Source organism: Lipingzhangella halophila (assembly GCF_014203805.1).
Taxonomy (GTDB): domain Bacteria; phylum Actinomycetota; class Actinomycetes; order Streptosporangiales; family Streptosporangiaceae; genus Lipingzhangella; species Lipingzhangella halophila.
Genome location: NZ_JACHJT010000001.1, coordinates 5028601 through 5044914, shown reverse-complemented (window position 1 = coordinate 5044914; position 16314 = coordinate 5028601). Strand labels below are relative to the sequence as shown.

Sequence of the window (16314 nt, the reverse complement as noted above, 5' to 3'; positions counted from 1 at the left end):
CCGGGTATCCGGCCGTCCTGGTTACCCGGCTCCCCGGCTACTCGGTGGCGCCGCCGATGGACGTGCCCGTGCCCCAGCCCTCGGAGCGCTCCCCGGGGGGCTCCTCTGGCCCCTCGTCGGCGGGCTCCGCCGTGGAGGTTTCGTCGGTGTCGCTGTCGGGACCGCTGATCTTGGCCCGCCACGGGCCGTCAGCGACCAGCCACTCGGGAACGATCCGCACCGGGAAGGGGTGGTCAACCGTGAGCACGTCGCCGCCGAACGCCTGCGCGACCTCGCGGTACGTGCCGTTCTCCAGGCGGAAGACGAGGATGCCGGTCTTGTCCAGCGACGGGTTCACGATCCAGTAGTTCCCGATGCCCAACGCCGCGTACTCGCGCTTCTTCTTGTTCGTGTCGCGGAACACACTTTCGGGCGACAGCACCTCGACCGCCAGTACCGGTGGTCGAGTCTGGTACTTGGGGCTGAAGTCCTCGATGCGGATGACTGCCAGGTCCGGAATCAGATGGCTGGTCCGCGCGTCGTTGAGGGTCACTCCGGGGCCGGGATGGACCTCCGCCCAGTCGGGCGCGAGATTGCCCAGGTGCTGCAGGAGCCGACCTTCGGCTCGACTGTGCAGCCCGACGGGAGCGGGAGTCACGTCAAGCCTCCCGTCGTCCAGCTCGTATCTGCGGCCGTCGTCCGGAGTGTGTTCCAGATCGTCCACCGTGAGCGGCCGGTCCGTGGGCAAGTTGTACTCGCACTCGCTGGGAACCATGAGTGTCATTGTGCCTCCTTGGTTGCATGGCGGCCAGTGTGGCGCGGACCGGTGACACTCCGTGGTGTTCTCGAATAAAGGTTCCCATCGCGAAGCCGGGAATCCTCGGAAACCGAGGTCAGGCCGCCATGGCGGGGGAGAGCCCGCCCGAGTCCGAAAATCCGGATACACGCGGGTCGCAAGGGTCGGCGGGAGCGACCACGTTCACCGCCGACCCTTGCCGATCGGAACGGCGCCCTCAGGCCAGCCGGGGCGGGAAGCCGCCGGTGGCCACCGGGCCCCACCGTTCCGGGGTGACCCGCAGCAGCGCCTTCTGCTGCTTGCGCATCGCGGCCCGGTACTCGTCCCAGTCGGGGTGCTCCCCGGAGATGACCCGGAAGTACTCCACCAGCGGCTCGATGGCCTCCTCGCCCTCGACGACCTCGGCGGAGCCGTCGACCTGCACCCACGGCCCGTCGAACTCGTCGGAAAGCACCACCACGCTGACCCGCGGGTCGCGCGAAGCGTTGCGTGCCTTGGCCCGCTCCGGGTACGTGGACACGACGATCCGCCCCTGTCCGTCGACACCGCAGGTGACCGGGGACGCCTGCGGTGAACCGTCGGAGCGGTGCGTCAGCAGGATCGCGCGGTGCCGCGGCCGGACGAACTCCAGCAACTCGTCGGCCGTGACCCGGTCGGTGGTCGCTATGGACGGACTCATCGCCATCTCCAAACGTGAAGCGCTCTACCGGAGCGTCGGAAGCATCCGGCGAAAGCCGGAATTCTAGGTGTTCCCCTGCTCCGTTCGAAGCCGACTCAGCGTAGTTTCTTCAGCTCCTGCCGTGCGATGGTGCGGATGTGCACCTCGTCGGGGCCGTCGAAGATCCGCATGGCGCGGGTGCTCGCGTACATCCGGGCCAGCGGGAAGTCGTTGCTGACGCCGGCTCCGCCGTGGACCTGGATCGCGCGGTCGACCACGTCGGCCACGGCCCGCGGCACGGCCACCTTGATCGCGGAGATCTCGGTGCGCGCCTCCTTGACACCGTGGTTGTCGATCAGCCACGCCGTCTTCAGCACCAGCAGCCGGGCCTGCTCGATCGCCAGCCGCGACTCGGCGATCTGCTGCTGCACCACGCCCTGCTCGGCCAAGGGCTTGCCGAACGCGACCCGGTCGTTGGCACGCTCGATCATCAGCTTCAGGGCGCGCTCGGCCGTGCCGAGTGCCCGCATGCAGTGGTGGATGCGGCCGGGGCCGAGCCGGGCCTGGGCGATCATGAAGCCGTCGCCCTCGTTCCCGATGAGGTTGCCGGCCGGAACCCGCACGTCGGTGAGCTTCAGCTCGCAGTGGCCCTCCTGGTCCTGGTAGCCGAACACGGGCAGGGAGCGGAGGATCTCCAGACCGGGAGCGTCGCGGGGCACCAGGATCATCGACTGCTGGCGGTGGGTCGGCCCGTCGGGGTCGGTCTTGCCCATCACGATGAGGAACTTGCAGCGGGGGTCGGCCACCCCGCTGATCCACCACTTGCGGCCGTTGATGACGTACTCGTCGCCGTCGCGGACGATCGAGGTCTGGATGTTGGTGGCGTCCGACGAGGCGACGTCGGGCTCGGTCATGGCGAAACCGGACCGGATCTCGCCCTCCAGCAGCGGGTCCAGCCACTGCTTCTGCTGCTCGGCCGAGCCGAACATGTGCAGCAGCTCCATGTTGCCCGTGTCGGGCGCCGAGCAGTTCAGCGCCTGCGGGGCGATGCCGGAGTTCCCGGTCACCTCGGCGAGGCTCGCGTAGTCGGTCACGCTCAGGCCGCCGATGTGCGGCAGGAAGAGGTTCCACAGGCCGCGGCGGCGCGCCTCGGCCTTGAGTTCCTCCATGACCGGCGGAAGGCGGTGGTCGTCGGGACCGCCTTCCTCACGTTGCTGGTGGTAGAGGGGTTCGGCCGGGTAGACATGGTTGTCCATGAACTCGTTCAGGTTGGCCAGGTACTCGCGTGCCTTGGGGCTGGGTTCGAAGTCCATGAGACGAGTATGCCATCCGACCGACTAGTCGGTACTGTCTTGGGTGGAATCTCGTTGGCCGGTCCCGGGGTTGGAAGCGGTGGACACGGGGAACAAACCCGCTCCCACCCGCCGCGGCCCGGGAGTCCGGCGGCGGGCATGGCCGCTGAGCAGGATGGAGGCGACTGGATGACCACCAGGTGTCGCGGAGTCATCACCGACTGGGGCGGCGTGCTGACCACGCCGCTGAACGAGACGATCGACGCCTGGCTGGCAGCCGACGGCATCGACGAGGAGCACTACCGCACCGTCATGCGGGAATGGGTACGGGGCGCCTACGCCGGGGACGACGGCGCGCGCAACCCGATCCACCAGCTCGAACGCGGGGAGGTGCCCACGGACGCCTTCGAGCGCCTCCTCGCCGCGGAGCTGCGGCTGGTCGACGGCGGCCCCGTGCCCGCCGACGGCCTGATCGCGCGGATGTTCTCGCGTTTCCACCCCGTGGACGAGATGTACGCGTTCCTGCGGCAGGCGCGCGACCAGGGTGTGCGCACCTGCCTGCTGTCGAACTCGTGGGGCAACGGGTACCCCCGCGAACGGTTCGCCGAGGCGTTCGACGCCGTTGTCATCTCCGGTGAGGTCGGGATGCGCAAGCCCGAACCCGAGATCTTCCGGCACGCGGTGGAGCTCACCGGGCTCGCGCCCGAGGAGTGCGTGTTCATCGACGACATCCGGCACAACGTGGACGCCGCGATCGAGCTGGGCATGTCCGGGATCCTGCACCGGTCGCCCGAGCAGACGCGCGCCCGGCTCGCCGAGACCTGCGGCGTCGCGCTGCAGGCGGTGCCGTCCTGACGCCGGCGGTCCCGGATCCTTGGCACACTCGGGTACACCCGCAGATCCCGGCCACCGAATGACGAGACCCACGATGCGCGTCTTCCTCCCGAGTTCCCTGCCTGCCCTCGCCGATGTCCTCGCCCGAGGGGAGGTGCGCGGCACTCCGATCCGCGCGTACGCGGTGCGGCCGGAACCGGGCGCCAGCGATGCCGCCGAGGACGAGGAACTCGAATACCAGGCGCTGCTCGCGGCGGCCGGCGACTCGCTGCGCCTGCTGGCCGCCGACCCGGAGGCCCCGCGGCGGCGGGTCGTGCTCGCCGCTGACGTCCCCGACCGGATCGTCGAGCCGGACCCCGGCGAGTCCGGGGTGGCCAGCGTGACCGTGGCGGGAACGGTCCCGCTCAAGCGCGTGGTCTCGGCGCACGTCGACGACGAGGCCGCCGCCACCGACATCGAGGCCGCACTCGCCGACCCCGACGCCGCCGACCTTGGCGAGCACGACCTGATGTGGTTCGCCACCCAGGAACTTCCGTTTATGGTCTAGCCACCATGCGCCGGTCTTGAGCGTGGGGGTCCTAAAACGAGGTTGTAGGCCCCCGCGCTCAAGACCGGCGCAGGCTAGACCTGGTCGGCGGTGGTACAGCCTAAGGCGCTCCGGGTATGGGTTTCGAGTAGACCCACACGGGAGGCGTTCCGTGACTCCTCCCACCGCTAAAACGGTGGGCTTCTCCCGTTCTCTGTTCAGGCAACAGGAAGGACCAGCCCGGCCCTAGGGAGGACTGTACATGATGCATAGGCCTACGATCCGCGGACTGTGGTGGACGCCGTTCCGCCCGGCGGCGAACCGGCTTTACCTGTCCCGCTGCGCGGGAGACCTGATTCCCCTACCAGCTGAAGCCTGTGGTCCCCCCAGGAGGATCTGATGGATGCCGTGACCAATGTGCCGGTTCCCGCCAACGAGCCGAACCTCACCCACGCTCCGGGAACCCCGGAGCGGGAGACGCTGGTGGCGGAGATCGAGCGCCAGAAGAGCAGTGAACACGAGATCACCCAGAGCATTGGGGGAGAGCAGCGTCCCGGAGTCGGCGAGCTCATCCCGGTGGTCCAGCCGCACAACCACGGAAGCGTGCTCGGGCAGCTGGCCAACGCCACCGACCTGGAGGTCAGCGAGGCTATCGGTGCCGCGCGCGCCGCCGCTCCCTCGTGGCGGGCGATGTCCTTCGACGACCGTGCCGCGATCTTCCTGCGCGCCGCCGACCTGCTCGCGGGGCCGTGGCGCGCCCGGATCAACGCCGCGACCATGCTCGGGCAGTCCAAATCGATCCAGCAGGCCGAGATCGACGCCGCATGCGAGCTGATCGACTTCCTGCGGTTCAACGTCGCCTACGCGCGCCGCCTCTACTCCGAGCAGCCGATCTCCACGCGCGGCGTGTGGAACCGCATGGAGCTCCGGCCGCTCGAAGGCTTCGTCGTCGCCATCACCCCGTTCAACTTCACCGCGATCGCCGGGAACCTGCCCACCGCGCCGGCCCTGATGGGCAATGTCGTCGTGTGGAAACCCTCGCCCACCCAGACCCTCGCCGCCTGGTACTTCATGCGGCTCCTGGAGGAGGCGGGGCTTCCGCCCGGTGTGATCAACATGGTCACCGGCGACGGCTCCGCGGTCTCGCGGACCGCGCTGAGCCAGCCGGACCTCGCCGGGATCCACTTCACCGGCTCCGCGGGCACGTTCCAGCACCTGTGGCGGACCGCCGGGGAGAACATCGCGAACTACCACTCCTACCCGCGGATCGTCGGCGAGACCGGCGGCAAGGACTTCGTGGTCGCCCACGACTCCGCCGACCCGGCGGTGCTGCGCACCGCGCTGATCCGGGGCGCGTTCGAGTACCAGGGGCAGAAGTGCTCCGCCGCGTCGCGCGCCTACATCCCGCGCAGCGTGTGGTCGGCCGTGCGGGACGACTTCGTCTCCGAGGTCGAGTCGCTGACCATGGGCGACGTGACCAGCGACGTCTCCACGTTCATGGGGGCCGTCATCGACGACCGGGCGTTCGCGAAGAACAACGGGGCGCTCAAGCGTGCCCGGGACACCGACTCCATCACCATCCTCACCGGCGGAAGCGCCGACGACTCGGTCGGCTACTTCGTCCAGCCCACCGTTCTCGAATGCACCGACCCCGAGGACGAGGTGTTCACCACCGAGTACTTCGGGCCGATCCTCGCGGTACACGTCTTCGACGACGACCACTACGAGCGGGTGCTGGCCCAGATGGCCGACATCGCGCCCTACGCGCTCACGGGCGCGGTCGTCGCCCGCGACCGGGCGGCCATCGCCAAGGCCGACTCCGTTCTGCGGTTCTCCGCCGGCAACTTCTACATCAACGACAAACCGACGGGCTCTATCGTTGGGCAGCAGCCGTTCGGCGGCGCCCGCGCCAGCGGCACCAACGACAAGGCGGGCTCCATCTTCAACCTGATGCGCTGGGCAAGTCCGCGGGCGATCAAGGAGAGCTTCGTCCCGCCGACCGACTGGCGCTACCCGCACATGGGGTGAGAACGCCCCGCGTGGGCACGGGAACGGCCCGCGGGGCGGCCGGTTTCCGGCGCTCGGCGGCTCCGCGGGATGCCGCCGAACGATTCGGAGTGCTCTTTGGGGTGGCTCGACTCGGTGAGTACGGCAATATAGAGGGCGAAGCACACCGAACTTCCCCCCAAGGAGCCTCCAATTAGCCGGCTGGTGTTGTGGAATATCGACCTCACCCTCGTTGACGTCGCCCAGGTGACGCGCGCCGCCTACGCAGAGGCGTTTGAGCGGGTGACGGGTGAGCCGCTGGTGTACCTTGCCTCGACCTCGGGACGGACCGACTCCGAGATCTTCTTCGAGTTCCTGGCCCGCAACAATGTGGAGCTGGCGGCCGGAGAGGAACCGCTCCCGGACTTCATCGAGGCCCTTGGCGAGGCGTTCGCGCGGCAGCGCGACCAACTCCCCGCCAAGGGCCGGGCGATGCCCGGAGCGCGGGTGGCGCTGGCCGCCGTCGCCGGCTTGGACAACACGGTGCAGTCCGTGGTCACCGGGACGATCATGGCCAACGCGGTCGCCAAGCTGTCGGCGTTCGGTCTGGACGCCTACCTGGACCTGAGTATCGGCGGGTTCGGATCCGAGCACTATCCGAAGGCCAGCCTGATCCAGTTCACCCGGATGCGGGCGGCCGAGGCGCACAAGGCCGAGTTCCAGGAGTCCGCAACCGTCTACGTCACCGACTCCGTTCGCGATGTCGAGGCGGCCGTCATCGGGCATGCCACGCCCATAGCCGTCGTCAGCGGCTCGTCCAGCGAGTCGCAGTTGCGCGCGGCCGGCGCGAAGTACGTCCTCGACGATCTGACCGAGCCGCAGGTTCTGGTCGACTCCATTCGCGAGGCCACGGGCGCCCTGTAACCGGGGATCCCAATGCCGGGTTTCGGGACGGGAACGCAAAGTGTGTGCGCGGCGAGGCGGGGGATCCGGAATCCCGCCACACGTCGATGTCCAGGACCAACAGGGCGAAACGGCGCAGGTGTGCCGCGTTCGTGGAGCGGGGGCCGATTGCGGCCAGTGCCGCCCGCAATCGGCTCCTTATCGCCGAAACGCACAGTTTACGGCGTTGGCCGCTGCCCAATACCGCGGGAATTAGTAGCCTGAGCACAGGCGACCGCTGGACAATGGCGTTCGGTGGGGCGCGCGGCTTCCGCCGCGTGCGGGGTTTCCCCCGCCGGTAGCCGGGTGCGACCGTAGGTGGGGACGCCGACGGTCCGAGACGTGATCACAACTCATAAAAAGTCGCATCATCCGATGTTCTGGGGCCGGTCCGGGGTGGATCCGGGTACCCCCGACGGGCTCACAAAGGAGTGAGATCGAACCATGTCCGGACAGATTGACGCCGTTCACGATCAACTGTTGCGCGATGCGGTGGCCCAGAGTTCCTCCGGCTTCGTGGGCGAATCGGCCGACGACGTCGAGCGGACAGAGCGGTTCCTGTGGCAGTACTACCGGCACGTAGCGCCCGAGGAGCTCAAGGAACGCGGCCCCGCCGAGATCTGCGGCCCGGCGACCGCCCACCGGGAGCTCGCGGAGTACCGCCCCCAGGGCCGGTCCAAGGTGCGCGTGTACACCCCCACCCGGGAGCACGAGGGCTGGGACGTCGGCCACACGGTGGTCGAGACCGTGTCCGACGACGCCCCGTTCCTGGTCAGTTCGGTCACCATGGAGCTCACCCGGCAGGGCATCGGGGTCCATTTGGTGATCCACCCGCAACTGCGCGTCGCGCGCGACGTGGTGGGCAACCTGCGGGCGATCGGCCCCGAGGTGGTCGACGGCCCCGAACCGCTCGCCGAGTCGTGGATGCACATCGAGATCGACCGGCAGCCCGACCCCACTGTGCAGAAGCAGCTCGCCGCCGACCTCGAACGTGTGCTCAACGACGTCCGCCAGGTCGACGAGGACGGTGCCAAGATGCGCCGCCAGGCCATCCTGCTCGCCGACGAGCTCTCGGCCACCCGCGACTCCCAGATCGCCGGCGGCGTGCCGGAATACGAGAGCTCCGAAGCCGTCGAGTTCCTGCGCTGGGTCGCCGACCGCCACTTCACCTTCATGGGGTACCGCGAGTACAATCTTGTCGCCGATGACGAGGGCAACGACGCCCTCGCGCCGCGCGCCGGCACCGGTCTGGGCCTGCTGCGGATGGACCGCACCGGCTCGGGAAGCTTCGCCGCGCTGCCTCCCGAGGTGCGCGCGAAGGCGCGCGAGCCGCACGCGCTGGTGCTCACCAAGGCGAACTCCCGCGCGACCGTGCATCGACTCCGCTACCTCGACTACATCGGCGTCAAGCAGTTCGACGACCAGGGCCGCATCGTCGGTGAGCGCCGCTTTCTCGGTCTGTTCACCCACGAAGCCAACACGACCAGCATCTCCCAGATCCCCATTCTGAAGCGCAAGCTGACCGAGGTCCTCGACCTGGCCGGGTTCGAAGCCGACAGCTACGACGGCCGCGACCTCGTCGAGACCCTTGAGGGCTTCCCGCGTGAGGAGCTGCTGCAGACCTCGGTGCCCGAGATCTACGAGATCGTGCGCGGCGTGCTGCGGCTGCGCGAACGCCGCGGGACCAAACTGTTCACCCGCCGCGACCCCTACGGCCGGTACATGTCCTGCCTGGTCTACATGCCGCGGGACCGCTTCAACACCCAGGTGCGGCTGCAGGTCCAGAACGTCCTGGCCCATGCGTTCGGCGGCGTCATCATGGACCACAGCGTCATGGTGAGCTCGGCGCCGCTGGCCCGGCTGTACGTGGTCGTGCGCGCTGAGCGCGGCCAGGCCCTGCCCGAGGTCGACCACTCCGCGCTGGAGGCCGAGGTCGTCAAGGCCGCGCGTTCCTGGGACGACGACCTCCTCGCGGAGCTGACCGCGCGGTTCGGCGCCGATCGTGCCTCGGAGCTGCTGCGCAGCTACGGTGCCGCGCTTCCCGAGGGGTACAAGGTCGACACCTCGGCCGCCACGGCCGTGGACGACATCGCCCGCCTTGAGGCCCTCGTCGGAGGGCCCGAACTCGCGGTCAACCTCTACCAGCCCGCCTCCGCCGGTCCCGGCGAGTGGCGGTTCAAGGTGTACCGCACGGGCGCGCCCATCTCCCTCTCACGCGTGCTTCCCCTGCTGGAACACATGGGTGTCGAGGTCACCGACGAGCGCCCGTACGGGATCGCCGAGCACGGCTCCCAGCGCGAGGGCTCCGGGCGGGCCTGGATCTACGACTTCGGCCTGGCCCGGATCGACTCCGAGGAGAAGGGGGCCTCGCGGCTCAAGGAGCTGTTCGAGGACGCGTTCAGCGCGCTGTGGTACGGACAGGGCGAGCCCGACCGCTTCAACGCCCTGGTGGTGGGGGCCGGCCTCACCTGGCAGCAGCTCACCATCCTGCGCGCCTACGCGCGGTACCTGCGCCAGGCCGGCAGCACCTTCACGCCGTCCTACATCGCCGACATCCTCGTCGCCAACGTGCGCATCGCCAACCTCATGGTGAAGCTGTTCGAGTCGGGCTTCGACCCGCGCCTGGACACCGGCCGCCAGGACCGTTCCGAGGCGATCGCCGAGGAGATCCGCGGCGAGCTCGACCTCGTCGCCAGCCTCGACCACGACCGCATCCTGCGCTCGTTCCTCTCGGTGATCCAGGCCACGGTGCGCACCAACTACTACCAGGCCGGCCAGGACGGCTCCGCCAAGCCGTACCTGGTCTACAAGATCGACCCGCGGCGCATCCCGGACCTGCCGGAGCCGCGGCCGCGGCACGAGATCTACGTCTACTCGCCGCGCGTCGAGGGCGTGCACCTGCGCTTCGGAGACGTCGCGCGCGGCGGGCTGCGCTGGTCGGAGCGGCCCGAGGACTTCCGGACCGAGGTCTTGGGACTGGTCAAGGCGCAGATGGTGAAGAACGCCGTCATCGTGCCCAGCGGTGCCAAGGGCGGGTTCATCTGCAAGAGACTGCCCCAGGGCGGCGACCGCGATGCCGTCCAGGCCGAGGTGGTCACCTGCTATAAGCAGTTCGTCAGCGGCCTGCTGGACGTCACCGACAACCTGGTCGACGGCGAGGTCGAGCACCCCGAGAACACGGTCCGCTACGACGGCGACGACTCCTACCTGGTGGTCGCCGCCGACAAGGGCACCGCCACCTTCTCCGACATCGCCAACGGGATCGCCCTCGAACGCGGGTTCTGGCTCGGCGACGCCTTCGCCTCGGGCGGCTCGGTGGGCTACGACCACAAGGCCATGGGCATCACCGCCCGCGGCGCGTGGGAGTCGGTGATGTACCACTTCCGCGAGATGGGCACCGACGTCCAGAGCGAGGACTTCACTGTTGTGGGCGTTGGCGACATGTCGGGCGACGTGTTCGGCAACGGCATGCTGCTCTCGCGGCACATCAGGCTGCTCGCGGCCTTCGACCACCGGCACATCTTCCTCGACCCCAACCCCGATCCCGAGCGCAGCTTCGCCGAGCGGCAGCGGCTGTTCGACCTTCCGCGCAGCACCTGGACCGACTACGACGAGAGCGTGATCTCCGCGGGCGGCGGGGTGCACCCGCGCTCCGCGAAGTCGATCCCCATCACCCCGCAGGTCCGCGAGGCGCTCGGGATCGAGCAAGACGTCGCGGCGCTCACGCCTTTCGAACTGATGCAGCGCATCCTGAAGGCGCGGGTGGACCTGCTGTGGAATGGCGGTATCGGCACCTACATCAAGGCGTCCTCGGAGTCCCACTCCGATGTCGGCGACAAGGCCAACGACCCGATCCGGGTCGACGCCGCCGACCTTCGCTGCCGGGTGATCGGCGAGGGCGGCAACCTGGGCGTCACACAGTTGGGCCGGATCGAGTTCGCCCTCGCGGGCGGCCGGGTGAACACCGACTTCATCGACAACTCCGGCGGGGTGGACACCTCCGACCACGAGGTCAACATCAAGATCATGCTGGACAAGGAGGTCCGCAAGGGGCGCGAGCCCAAGGAGCAGCGCGACGACCTCTTCCTGAGCATGACCGACGAGGTTGCCTCGCACGTGCTGCGGAACAACTACGCGCAGAACGTCGTGCTGGCCGCGGCGCGCAAACAGGCCGGCGGCATGCTGCACGTCCACGGCCGCTACATGCGCAAGCTGGAACGCTCCGGCCAGTTGCAGCGCAAGCTGGAGTTCCTGCCCGACGAAAAGGCGATCGCGGCCCGGCGCTCCGCCGGACAGGGGCTCACCGGCCCGGAGTTCGCCGTCCTCCTCGACTACACCAAGATCACGCTCAAGGAGGAGATCCAGCAGTCCGACCTGGCCAGCGACCCCTACCTGCGGGACACGCTGACCGGATACTTCCCCGCCCGGCTTCGCGAACGTTTCGCCGACGCCATGCCGCAGCACCCCCTGGCCCGGGAGATCATCACCAACCAGGTGGTCAACGACATGGTGAACCGGTCGGGGCTGACCTTCGCCTTCCGGCTCAACGAGGAGCTCGGGGCCGACGCCCCCGACATCGCACGGGTCTACCTCGTTGTCCAGGACGTCTTCCGGTTGCGGGACTTCTGGCGGGCCGTGGAGCACCTCGACTACCAGATCGAGACCGACACCCAGTTGTCGCTGCTGCTGGAGGCGCGCAAGCTGTCGGAGCGCGCGGCACGCTGGCTGCTGCGCAACCGCAAGTCGCCGTTCGACCTGAGCGAGGAGATCGCCTTCTTCGCCGACGGGGTCTCCGAGATCGTGCCGCAGCTTCCCGAGCTGCTGCAGGGACGCGACCTCTCGGGGTACAGCGACCGCCGCGACCGGTTCGTCACGCAGGGCGTGCCCAAGGAGCTGGCCGAACGCGTGGCCGCCATGGTGCCCGCCTACTCCACGTTCGATCTGGTGGAGATCGCGCACCGCACCGGGCGCTCGCTGCGCAAGGTCGCCGAAGTCTACTTCGACCTGGCCGACCAGCTGCAGATCGCCCGGTTGCGGGAGCGCATTATCGCCCTGCCGCGCGACGACCGCTGGAACACCATGGCGCGTTCGGCGGTCCGCGACGATCTGTACGCCGCGCACGCCGATCTCACCAGGGACGTCCTGCTGTCCGGCGGTGCCAGTGAGCCAGCCGACGATCTGCGGGCCCACTGGACCGAGCAGAACCGGGTCGCGGTGGCGCGCTCCGGCCAGACCATGTCCGAGATCTGGGAGACCGAGCGGTTCGACCTGGCCACCCTCTCGGTGGCGCTGCGTTCGATCCGTTCCCTGCTGTCCTGACGCCGGCACGGCGGCCACCAGCCGCTCCGGTCGCCCGAGGTGTTTCCTGGGCTCGCTGCCGCTCGCCGGGCCGGGCGCCTGGGAGGCCGGGAACCTTCGGGCACCTCCGGTGTGCCGCCCAATCGGCTTCGCCCACACGGCCGCCCCACCTCCGGGCCCTCCAGAACCCCGGCGGCGCCCGGCTGTGTTTCCTGGGCTCGCTGGCGCTCGCCGGGCCGGGCGCCTGGAGGCCGGGAACCTTCGGGCACCTCCGGTGTGCCGCCCAATCGGCTCCGCCACTCGCGGACGCCTCACCTCCGGGCCCTCCAGAACCCCGGCGGCGCCCGGCCAGCGCGGGGCGGCCGGTGAAGACCCTAGACTTGGGAAGGTGGCAGACCAAGACCCCGCAGACCAGATCAAGGAACTCTCATCCACGCTGTCGAGTGTCGAAGCGGTGCTGGATCTCGAGGCCAAGCGTACGGAGATCGCGCAGTTGCGCGAGCAGTCTGCGGACCCTGAGCTGTGGAGCGACCAGGGCAATGCGCAGAAGGTCACCCGTAGGCTCTCTCACCTGGAGTCCGTGGTCAGCAAGGTCGAGCACATCCGGCAGCGCCTGGACGACCTGAGTGTGCTTTACGAGCTCGCCGCGAGCGAGGACGACACCGACACCCGGACCGAGGCCGACACCGAGCTGCGGTCGCTGCGCGCGGACATCGGTGACCTCGAAGTGCAGACCCTGCTGAGCGGCCCCTACGACGAACGCGAGGCGCTCGTCACCATCAACGCGCAGGCGGGTGGTATCGACGCCGCCGACTGGGCGCAGATGCTGCAGCGCATGTACCTGCGCTGGGCCGAGCGCCACGGGTACCCGACCATCGTCTACGACACGTCCTACGCCGAGGAAGCCGGGATCAAGTCCACGACGTTCGCGGTCAAGGCGCAGTTCGCCTACGGTACGCTCCGCGGGGAGCACGGCACGCACCGCTTGGTGCGGATCTCGCCGTTTGACAACCAGAACCGCCGCCAGACATCGTTCGCCGGTGTCGATGTGGTCCCTGTCGTCGAGCAGAGTGACGATATCGACATCGAAGAGAACGAGCTGCGGATCGACGTCTTCCGGTCGAGCGGCCCGGGTGGCCAGAGCGTCAACACCACGGACTCCGCGGTGCGGATCACCCACCTGCCCACTGGCATCGTCGTCTCGTGCCAGAACGAGAAGAGCCAGATCCAGAACCGGGCGACCGCTATGTCGGTGTTGAAGGCGCGGCTCCTCGAACGCAAGCGCCGGGAGGAGCAGGCCGAGATCGACGAGCTCCGGGGCGAGTCAGTGAGCAGTTGGGGCACCCAGATGCGCAACTACGTGCTGCACCCGTACCAGAGCGTCAAGGACGTCCGGACCAACGTTGAGACCGGAAACACAACTGCCGTGCTCGACGGTGAGATCGACTCCTTCATCGACGGGGAGATCCGCTGGCTCCGGGGCGTTGAGGGCGCCGGCGCTTAGGTGCGCACGCCTGACCGGGGGCAAACGGCCCTATACGCGAACGTTACATATGGTTGACGCTTCCGATATGCTCTGGAGCTGCTGCCCAATGGGCGGCCAAGGCTGAACGAGGCTGAGGTGCAGTGCGGGTGTAGCGGACCCCAGCCCCTCTCAACAGCGACGAGTGTGCGGTATACCCCGATCTGGACATTCGGGGTTGCGATCACCTCTACACTGTCGATTGGCCTCGTGGCCGTTCCTGCCCTGCGCGGAGAGAATCCGTCCGCACGGGTGTCCCTATCCTCGAGAACCTTGTGATGCTCCTGTGATTCACTTCGAAAACGTCACCAAGGTCTACCAGACCCAGAAGCACCCCGCCCTCGACAGCGTTTCGATCGATGTCGACAAGGGGGAGTTCGTCTTCCTGGTCGGACCCTCGGGCTCCGGCAAGTCAACATTCCTCAGGCTGGTCCTCAAGGAGGAGAAGCCCAACAAGGGCAGGGTGCACGTCGCGGGCAAGGACCTGGCGCGCCTGTCCAACTGGAAAGTCCCGCACCTGCGGCGCCGGATCGGCTGCGTTTTCCAGGACTTCCGGCTGCTGCCGAACAAGAACGTCTTCGAGAACGTCGCCTTCGCTCTGGAGGTCATCGGTAAGCCCAGGCGGTTCATCCGGAAGGTGGTCCCCGAGGTCGTCGAGCTGGTCGGGCTGGAAGGCAAGTCCGACCGCATGCCCGACGAGCTGTCGGGTGGTGAGCAGCAGCGTGTCGCGATCGCGCGGGCGTTCGTGAACCGGCCGCAGATCCTGCTCGCCGACGAGCCCACCGGGAACATCGACCCAGCCACCTCGATCGGCATCATGAAGGTGCTCGACCGAATCAACCGCACCGGCACGACCGTCGTCATGGCGACGCATGACGCCGCCATCGTCGACTCGATGCGCAAACGCGTGATCGAGCTCGAGGAGGGTGTGGTCGTCCGGGACCAGACGCGCGGCGTCTACGGCCAGGCCTACTGATCGGCCGACCGTGCGCCCCCGCGCTGGGTACCGTGGCGCGGCGAAGCACCTAAGGACGGATCCTTAACTAATCATGCGAGCACAATTCGTACTTTCTGAGACGTGGATCGGCCTGCGCCGAAATCTCACGATGACCATCGCGGTCATCACCACGGTGGCGATCTCGCTCGCCCTGTTCGGGGGCGGCCTGCTCATCAACCAGCAGGTCGAGGAGATGCGCCGGTACTGGGACGAGCGGATCTCGCTCACCGTCTACATGTGCACGGACACCTCGCTCTCGCCGACCTGTGAGGAGAGCGGTGCCGCCACCGAGGAGGAGCGCACCGAGATCCACGAGGACCTGGAGTCGATGCCGGAGGTCGCGAACGTCGAGTACGTGACCGCGTCCGAGGCGTGGCAGGACTTCCAGGAGCGCTTCTCCAACCACGAGGCGCTGGTCGAGGCGGCCCAGGAGGGCGACATCCCGGACAACTTCCGGGTGCAGCTGACGGATCCGACCCAGTACCAGCAGGTGACGGACGCGGTTCAGGGCCGTCCGGGGGTCGACTCGATCCACGACGACCAGCAGGTGCTGGAGCAGTTCTTCAGCCTGCTCGACGGCCTCAAGTGGGCGGCGCTCGTCGTCTCCTTCGTGCAGTTGGCCGCCGCGGCACTGCTCATCGGCAACACGATCCGGCTGTCGGCGTACAGCCGGCGCAGGGAGACCGGCATCATGCGGCTGGTCGGGGCGTCGAACTTCTATATCCAGTTGCCATTCCTGCTGGAGGCGGCGGTCGCCGGTCTGATCGGCGGGATAATCGCCTCCGGGTTCATCGTCGCGACGCGGTTCTTCCTGCTGGACCGGATCCAGGAGTGGTTCCAGTTCGATATCACGCTCGGGGTGGGTGCGGTGCTGTACGTCATCGGCGTATCGCTCGTCCTGGGCATACTTCTCTGTACCGTCGCGGCGTTCCTGACACTCCGGCGCTACCTCCGGGTCTGACGCGGTTGTCCCGCTCCTGACTGCGGCTGACGAAGGGAACTCTCCAGTGACACGGGAGAAAGGGCGCAAAGTCATCGCCCAGAACCGGCGTGCCCGGCACGACTACCACATCGACGACACCTTGGAGGCGGGCATTGTGCTCACCGGCACCGAGGTGAAGTCGCTGCGGGCCGGGCGCGCCTCCCTCGTCGACGGTTTCGCGCACATCAAGCGGGGCGAAGTGTGGTTGGAGAACGTCCACATTCCCGAGTACGCGCACGGGACGTGGACCAACCACTCCGCCCGCCGGTCGCGTAAGCTTCTCCTGCACCGCGAGGAGATCGCGAAGCTGGTGGCGAAAACCCGCGAGACGGGTCGTACGCTGGTGCCGCTGTCGCTCTACTTCAGCGAGGGCAATGCCAAGGTCGAGCTGGCGCTGGCGCGCGGTAAGCGCCAGTACGACAAACGTCAGGACATCGCCGCACGCGAGGCGCAGCGAGATATGGAGCGCGCCCTTCGCCGGCGGCGTTGAGCCGAAAGGATC

At 68.3% G+C, this 16314-nt stretch carries 12 protein-coding genes; 9 read left to right on the top strand and 3 right to left on the bottom strand.

Annotated features, from left to right (window positions below):
* Positions 1-37: 37 nt before the first annotated feature.
* The 3 genes from F4561_RS22945 to F4561_RS22935 all read right to left on the bottom strand — a co-directional run bounded on the left by F4561_RS22945 (position 38) and on the right by F4561_RS22935 (position 2746).
* Positions 38-763 carry a Uma2 family endonuclease gene (locus F4561_RS22945; RefSeq protein WP_184581461.1) on the bottom strand — a complete coding sequence of 242 codons (726 nt, stop codon included), beginning with the start codon at positions 761-763 and terminating at the stop codon, positions 38-40.
* Positions 764-992: 229 nt separating this feature from the next.
* Positions 993-1454, bottom strand: a complete 462-nt coding sequence (locus F4561_RS22940) for a PPOX class F420-dependent oxidoreductase (RefSeq protein WP_184581459.1) — start codon at positions 1452-1454, stop codon at positions 993-995.
* Between the two features lie 95 nt (positions 1455-1549).
* A complete protein-coding gene (locus F4561_RS22935; protein WP_184581457.1) occupies positions 1550-2746 on the bottom strand; it encodes an acyl-CoA dehydrogenase family protein in 1197 nt (398 codons plus the stop codon).
* A 168-nt stretch (positions 2747-2914) separates the two neighbouring features.
* On the opposite strand from F4561_RS22935, the gene F4561_RS22930 reads away from it, so the two are divergent.
* From F4561_RS22930 to smpB, 9 genes are all read left to right on the top strand, one after another.
* On the top strand, positions 2915-3580 hold the full coding sequence (locus F4561_RS22930) for an HAD family hydrolase (protein WP_184581454.1): 666 nt from the start codon (positions 2915-2917) through the stop codon (positions 3578-3580).
* Between the two features lie 58 nt (positions 3581-3638).
* Positions 3639-4106 (top strand): DUF6912 family protein, encoded by a 468-nt coding sequence (locus F4561_RS22925; protein ID WP_312885462.1) that lies wholly within the window; start codon positions 3639-3641, stop codon positions 4104-4106.
* A gap of 378 nt (positions 4107-4484) precedes the next feature.
* Positions 4485-6113 (top strand): L-glutamate gamma-semialdehyde dehydrogenase, encoded by a 1629-nt coding sequence (gene pruA / locus F4561_RS22920; protein ID WP_184581452.1) that lies wholly within the window; start codon positions 4485-4487, stop codon positions 6111-6113.
* Between the two features lie 186 nt (positions 6114-6299).
* A complete protein-coding gene (locus F4561_RS22915) occupies positions 6300-6995 on the top strand; it encodes an HAD family hydrolase (protein ID WP_184581450.1) in 696 nt (231 codons plus the stop codon).
* A gap of 462 nt (positions 6996-7457) precedes the next feature.
* Positions 7458-12332: an NAD-glutamate dehydrogenase gene (locus F4561_RS22910; RefSeq protein WP_184581448.1), complete on the top strand. Its 4875-nt coding sequence runs from the start codon at positions 7458-7460 to the stop codon at positions 12330-12332.
* Between the two features lie 367 nt (positions 12333-12699).
* On the top strand, positions 12700-13815 hold the full coding sequence (gene prfB, locus F4561_RS22905) for a peptide chain release factor 2 (protein WP_184581446.1): 1116 nt from the start codon (positions 12700-12702) through the stop codon (positions 13813-13815).
* Positions 13816-14119: 304 nt separating this feature from the next.
* Positions 14120-14809 (top strand): cell division ATP-binding protein FtsE, encoded by a 690-nt coding sequence (ftsE, locus tag F4561_RS22900; RefSeq protein WP_184581444.1) that lies wholly within the window; start codon positions 14120-14122, stop codon positions 14807-14809.
* Between the two features lie 73 nt (positions 14810-14882).
* A complete protein-coding gene (gene ftsX, locus F4561_RS22895; RefSeq protein ID WP_184581442.1) occupies positions 14883-15791 on the top strand; it encodes a permease-like cell division protein FtsX in 909 nt (302 codons plus the stop codon).
* Between the two features lie 46 nt (positions 15792-15837).
* Positions 15838-16302, top strand: coding sequence for an SsrA-binding protein SmpB (gene smpB, locus F4561_RS22890; RefSeq protein ID WP_184581440.1), 465 nt, complete (start codon positions 15838-15840; stop codon positions 16300-16302).
* Positions 16303-16314: the final 12 nt, after the last annotated feature.

Bases quoted from the DNA above. Each gene is read 5' to 3' on its own strand.
- F4561_RS22940 (WP_184581459.1), bottom strand. From the start codon at position 1,454: ATGAGTCCGTCCATAGCGACCACCGACCGGGTCACGGCCGACGAGTTG.
- F4561_RS22925 (WP_312885462.1), top strand. From the start codon at position 3,639: ATGACGAGACCCACGATGCGCGTCTTCCTCCCGAGTTCCCTGCCTGCC.
- F4561_RS22910 (WP_184581448.1), top strand. From the start codon at position 7,458: ATGTCCGGACAGATTGACGCCGTTCACGATCAACTGTTGCGCGATGCG.
- pruA (WP_184581452.1), top strand. From the start codon at position 4,485: ATGGATGCCGTGACCAATGTGCCGGTTCCCGCCAACGAGCCGAACCTC.
- ftsX (WP_184581442.1), top strand. From the start codon at position 14,883: ATGCGAGCACAATTCGTACTTTCTGAGACGTGGATCGGCCTGCGCCGA.
- F4561_RS22930 (WP_184581454.1), top strand. From the start codon at position 2,915: ATGACCACCAGGTGTCGCGGAGTCATCACCGACTGGGGCGGCGTGCTG.
- F4561_RS22945 (WP_184581461.1), bottom strand. From the start codon at position 763: ATGACACTCATGGTTCCCAGCGAGTGCGAGTACAACTTGCCCACGGAC.
- F4561_RS22935 (WP_184581457.1), bottom strand. From the start codon at position 2,746: ATGGACTTCGAACCCAGCCCCAAGGCACGCGAGTACCTGGCCAACCTG.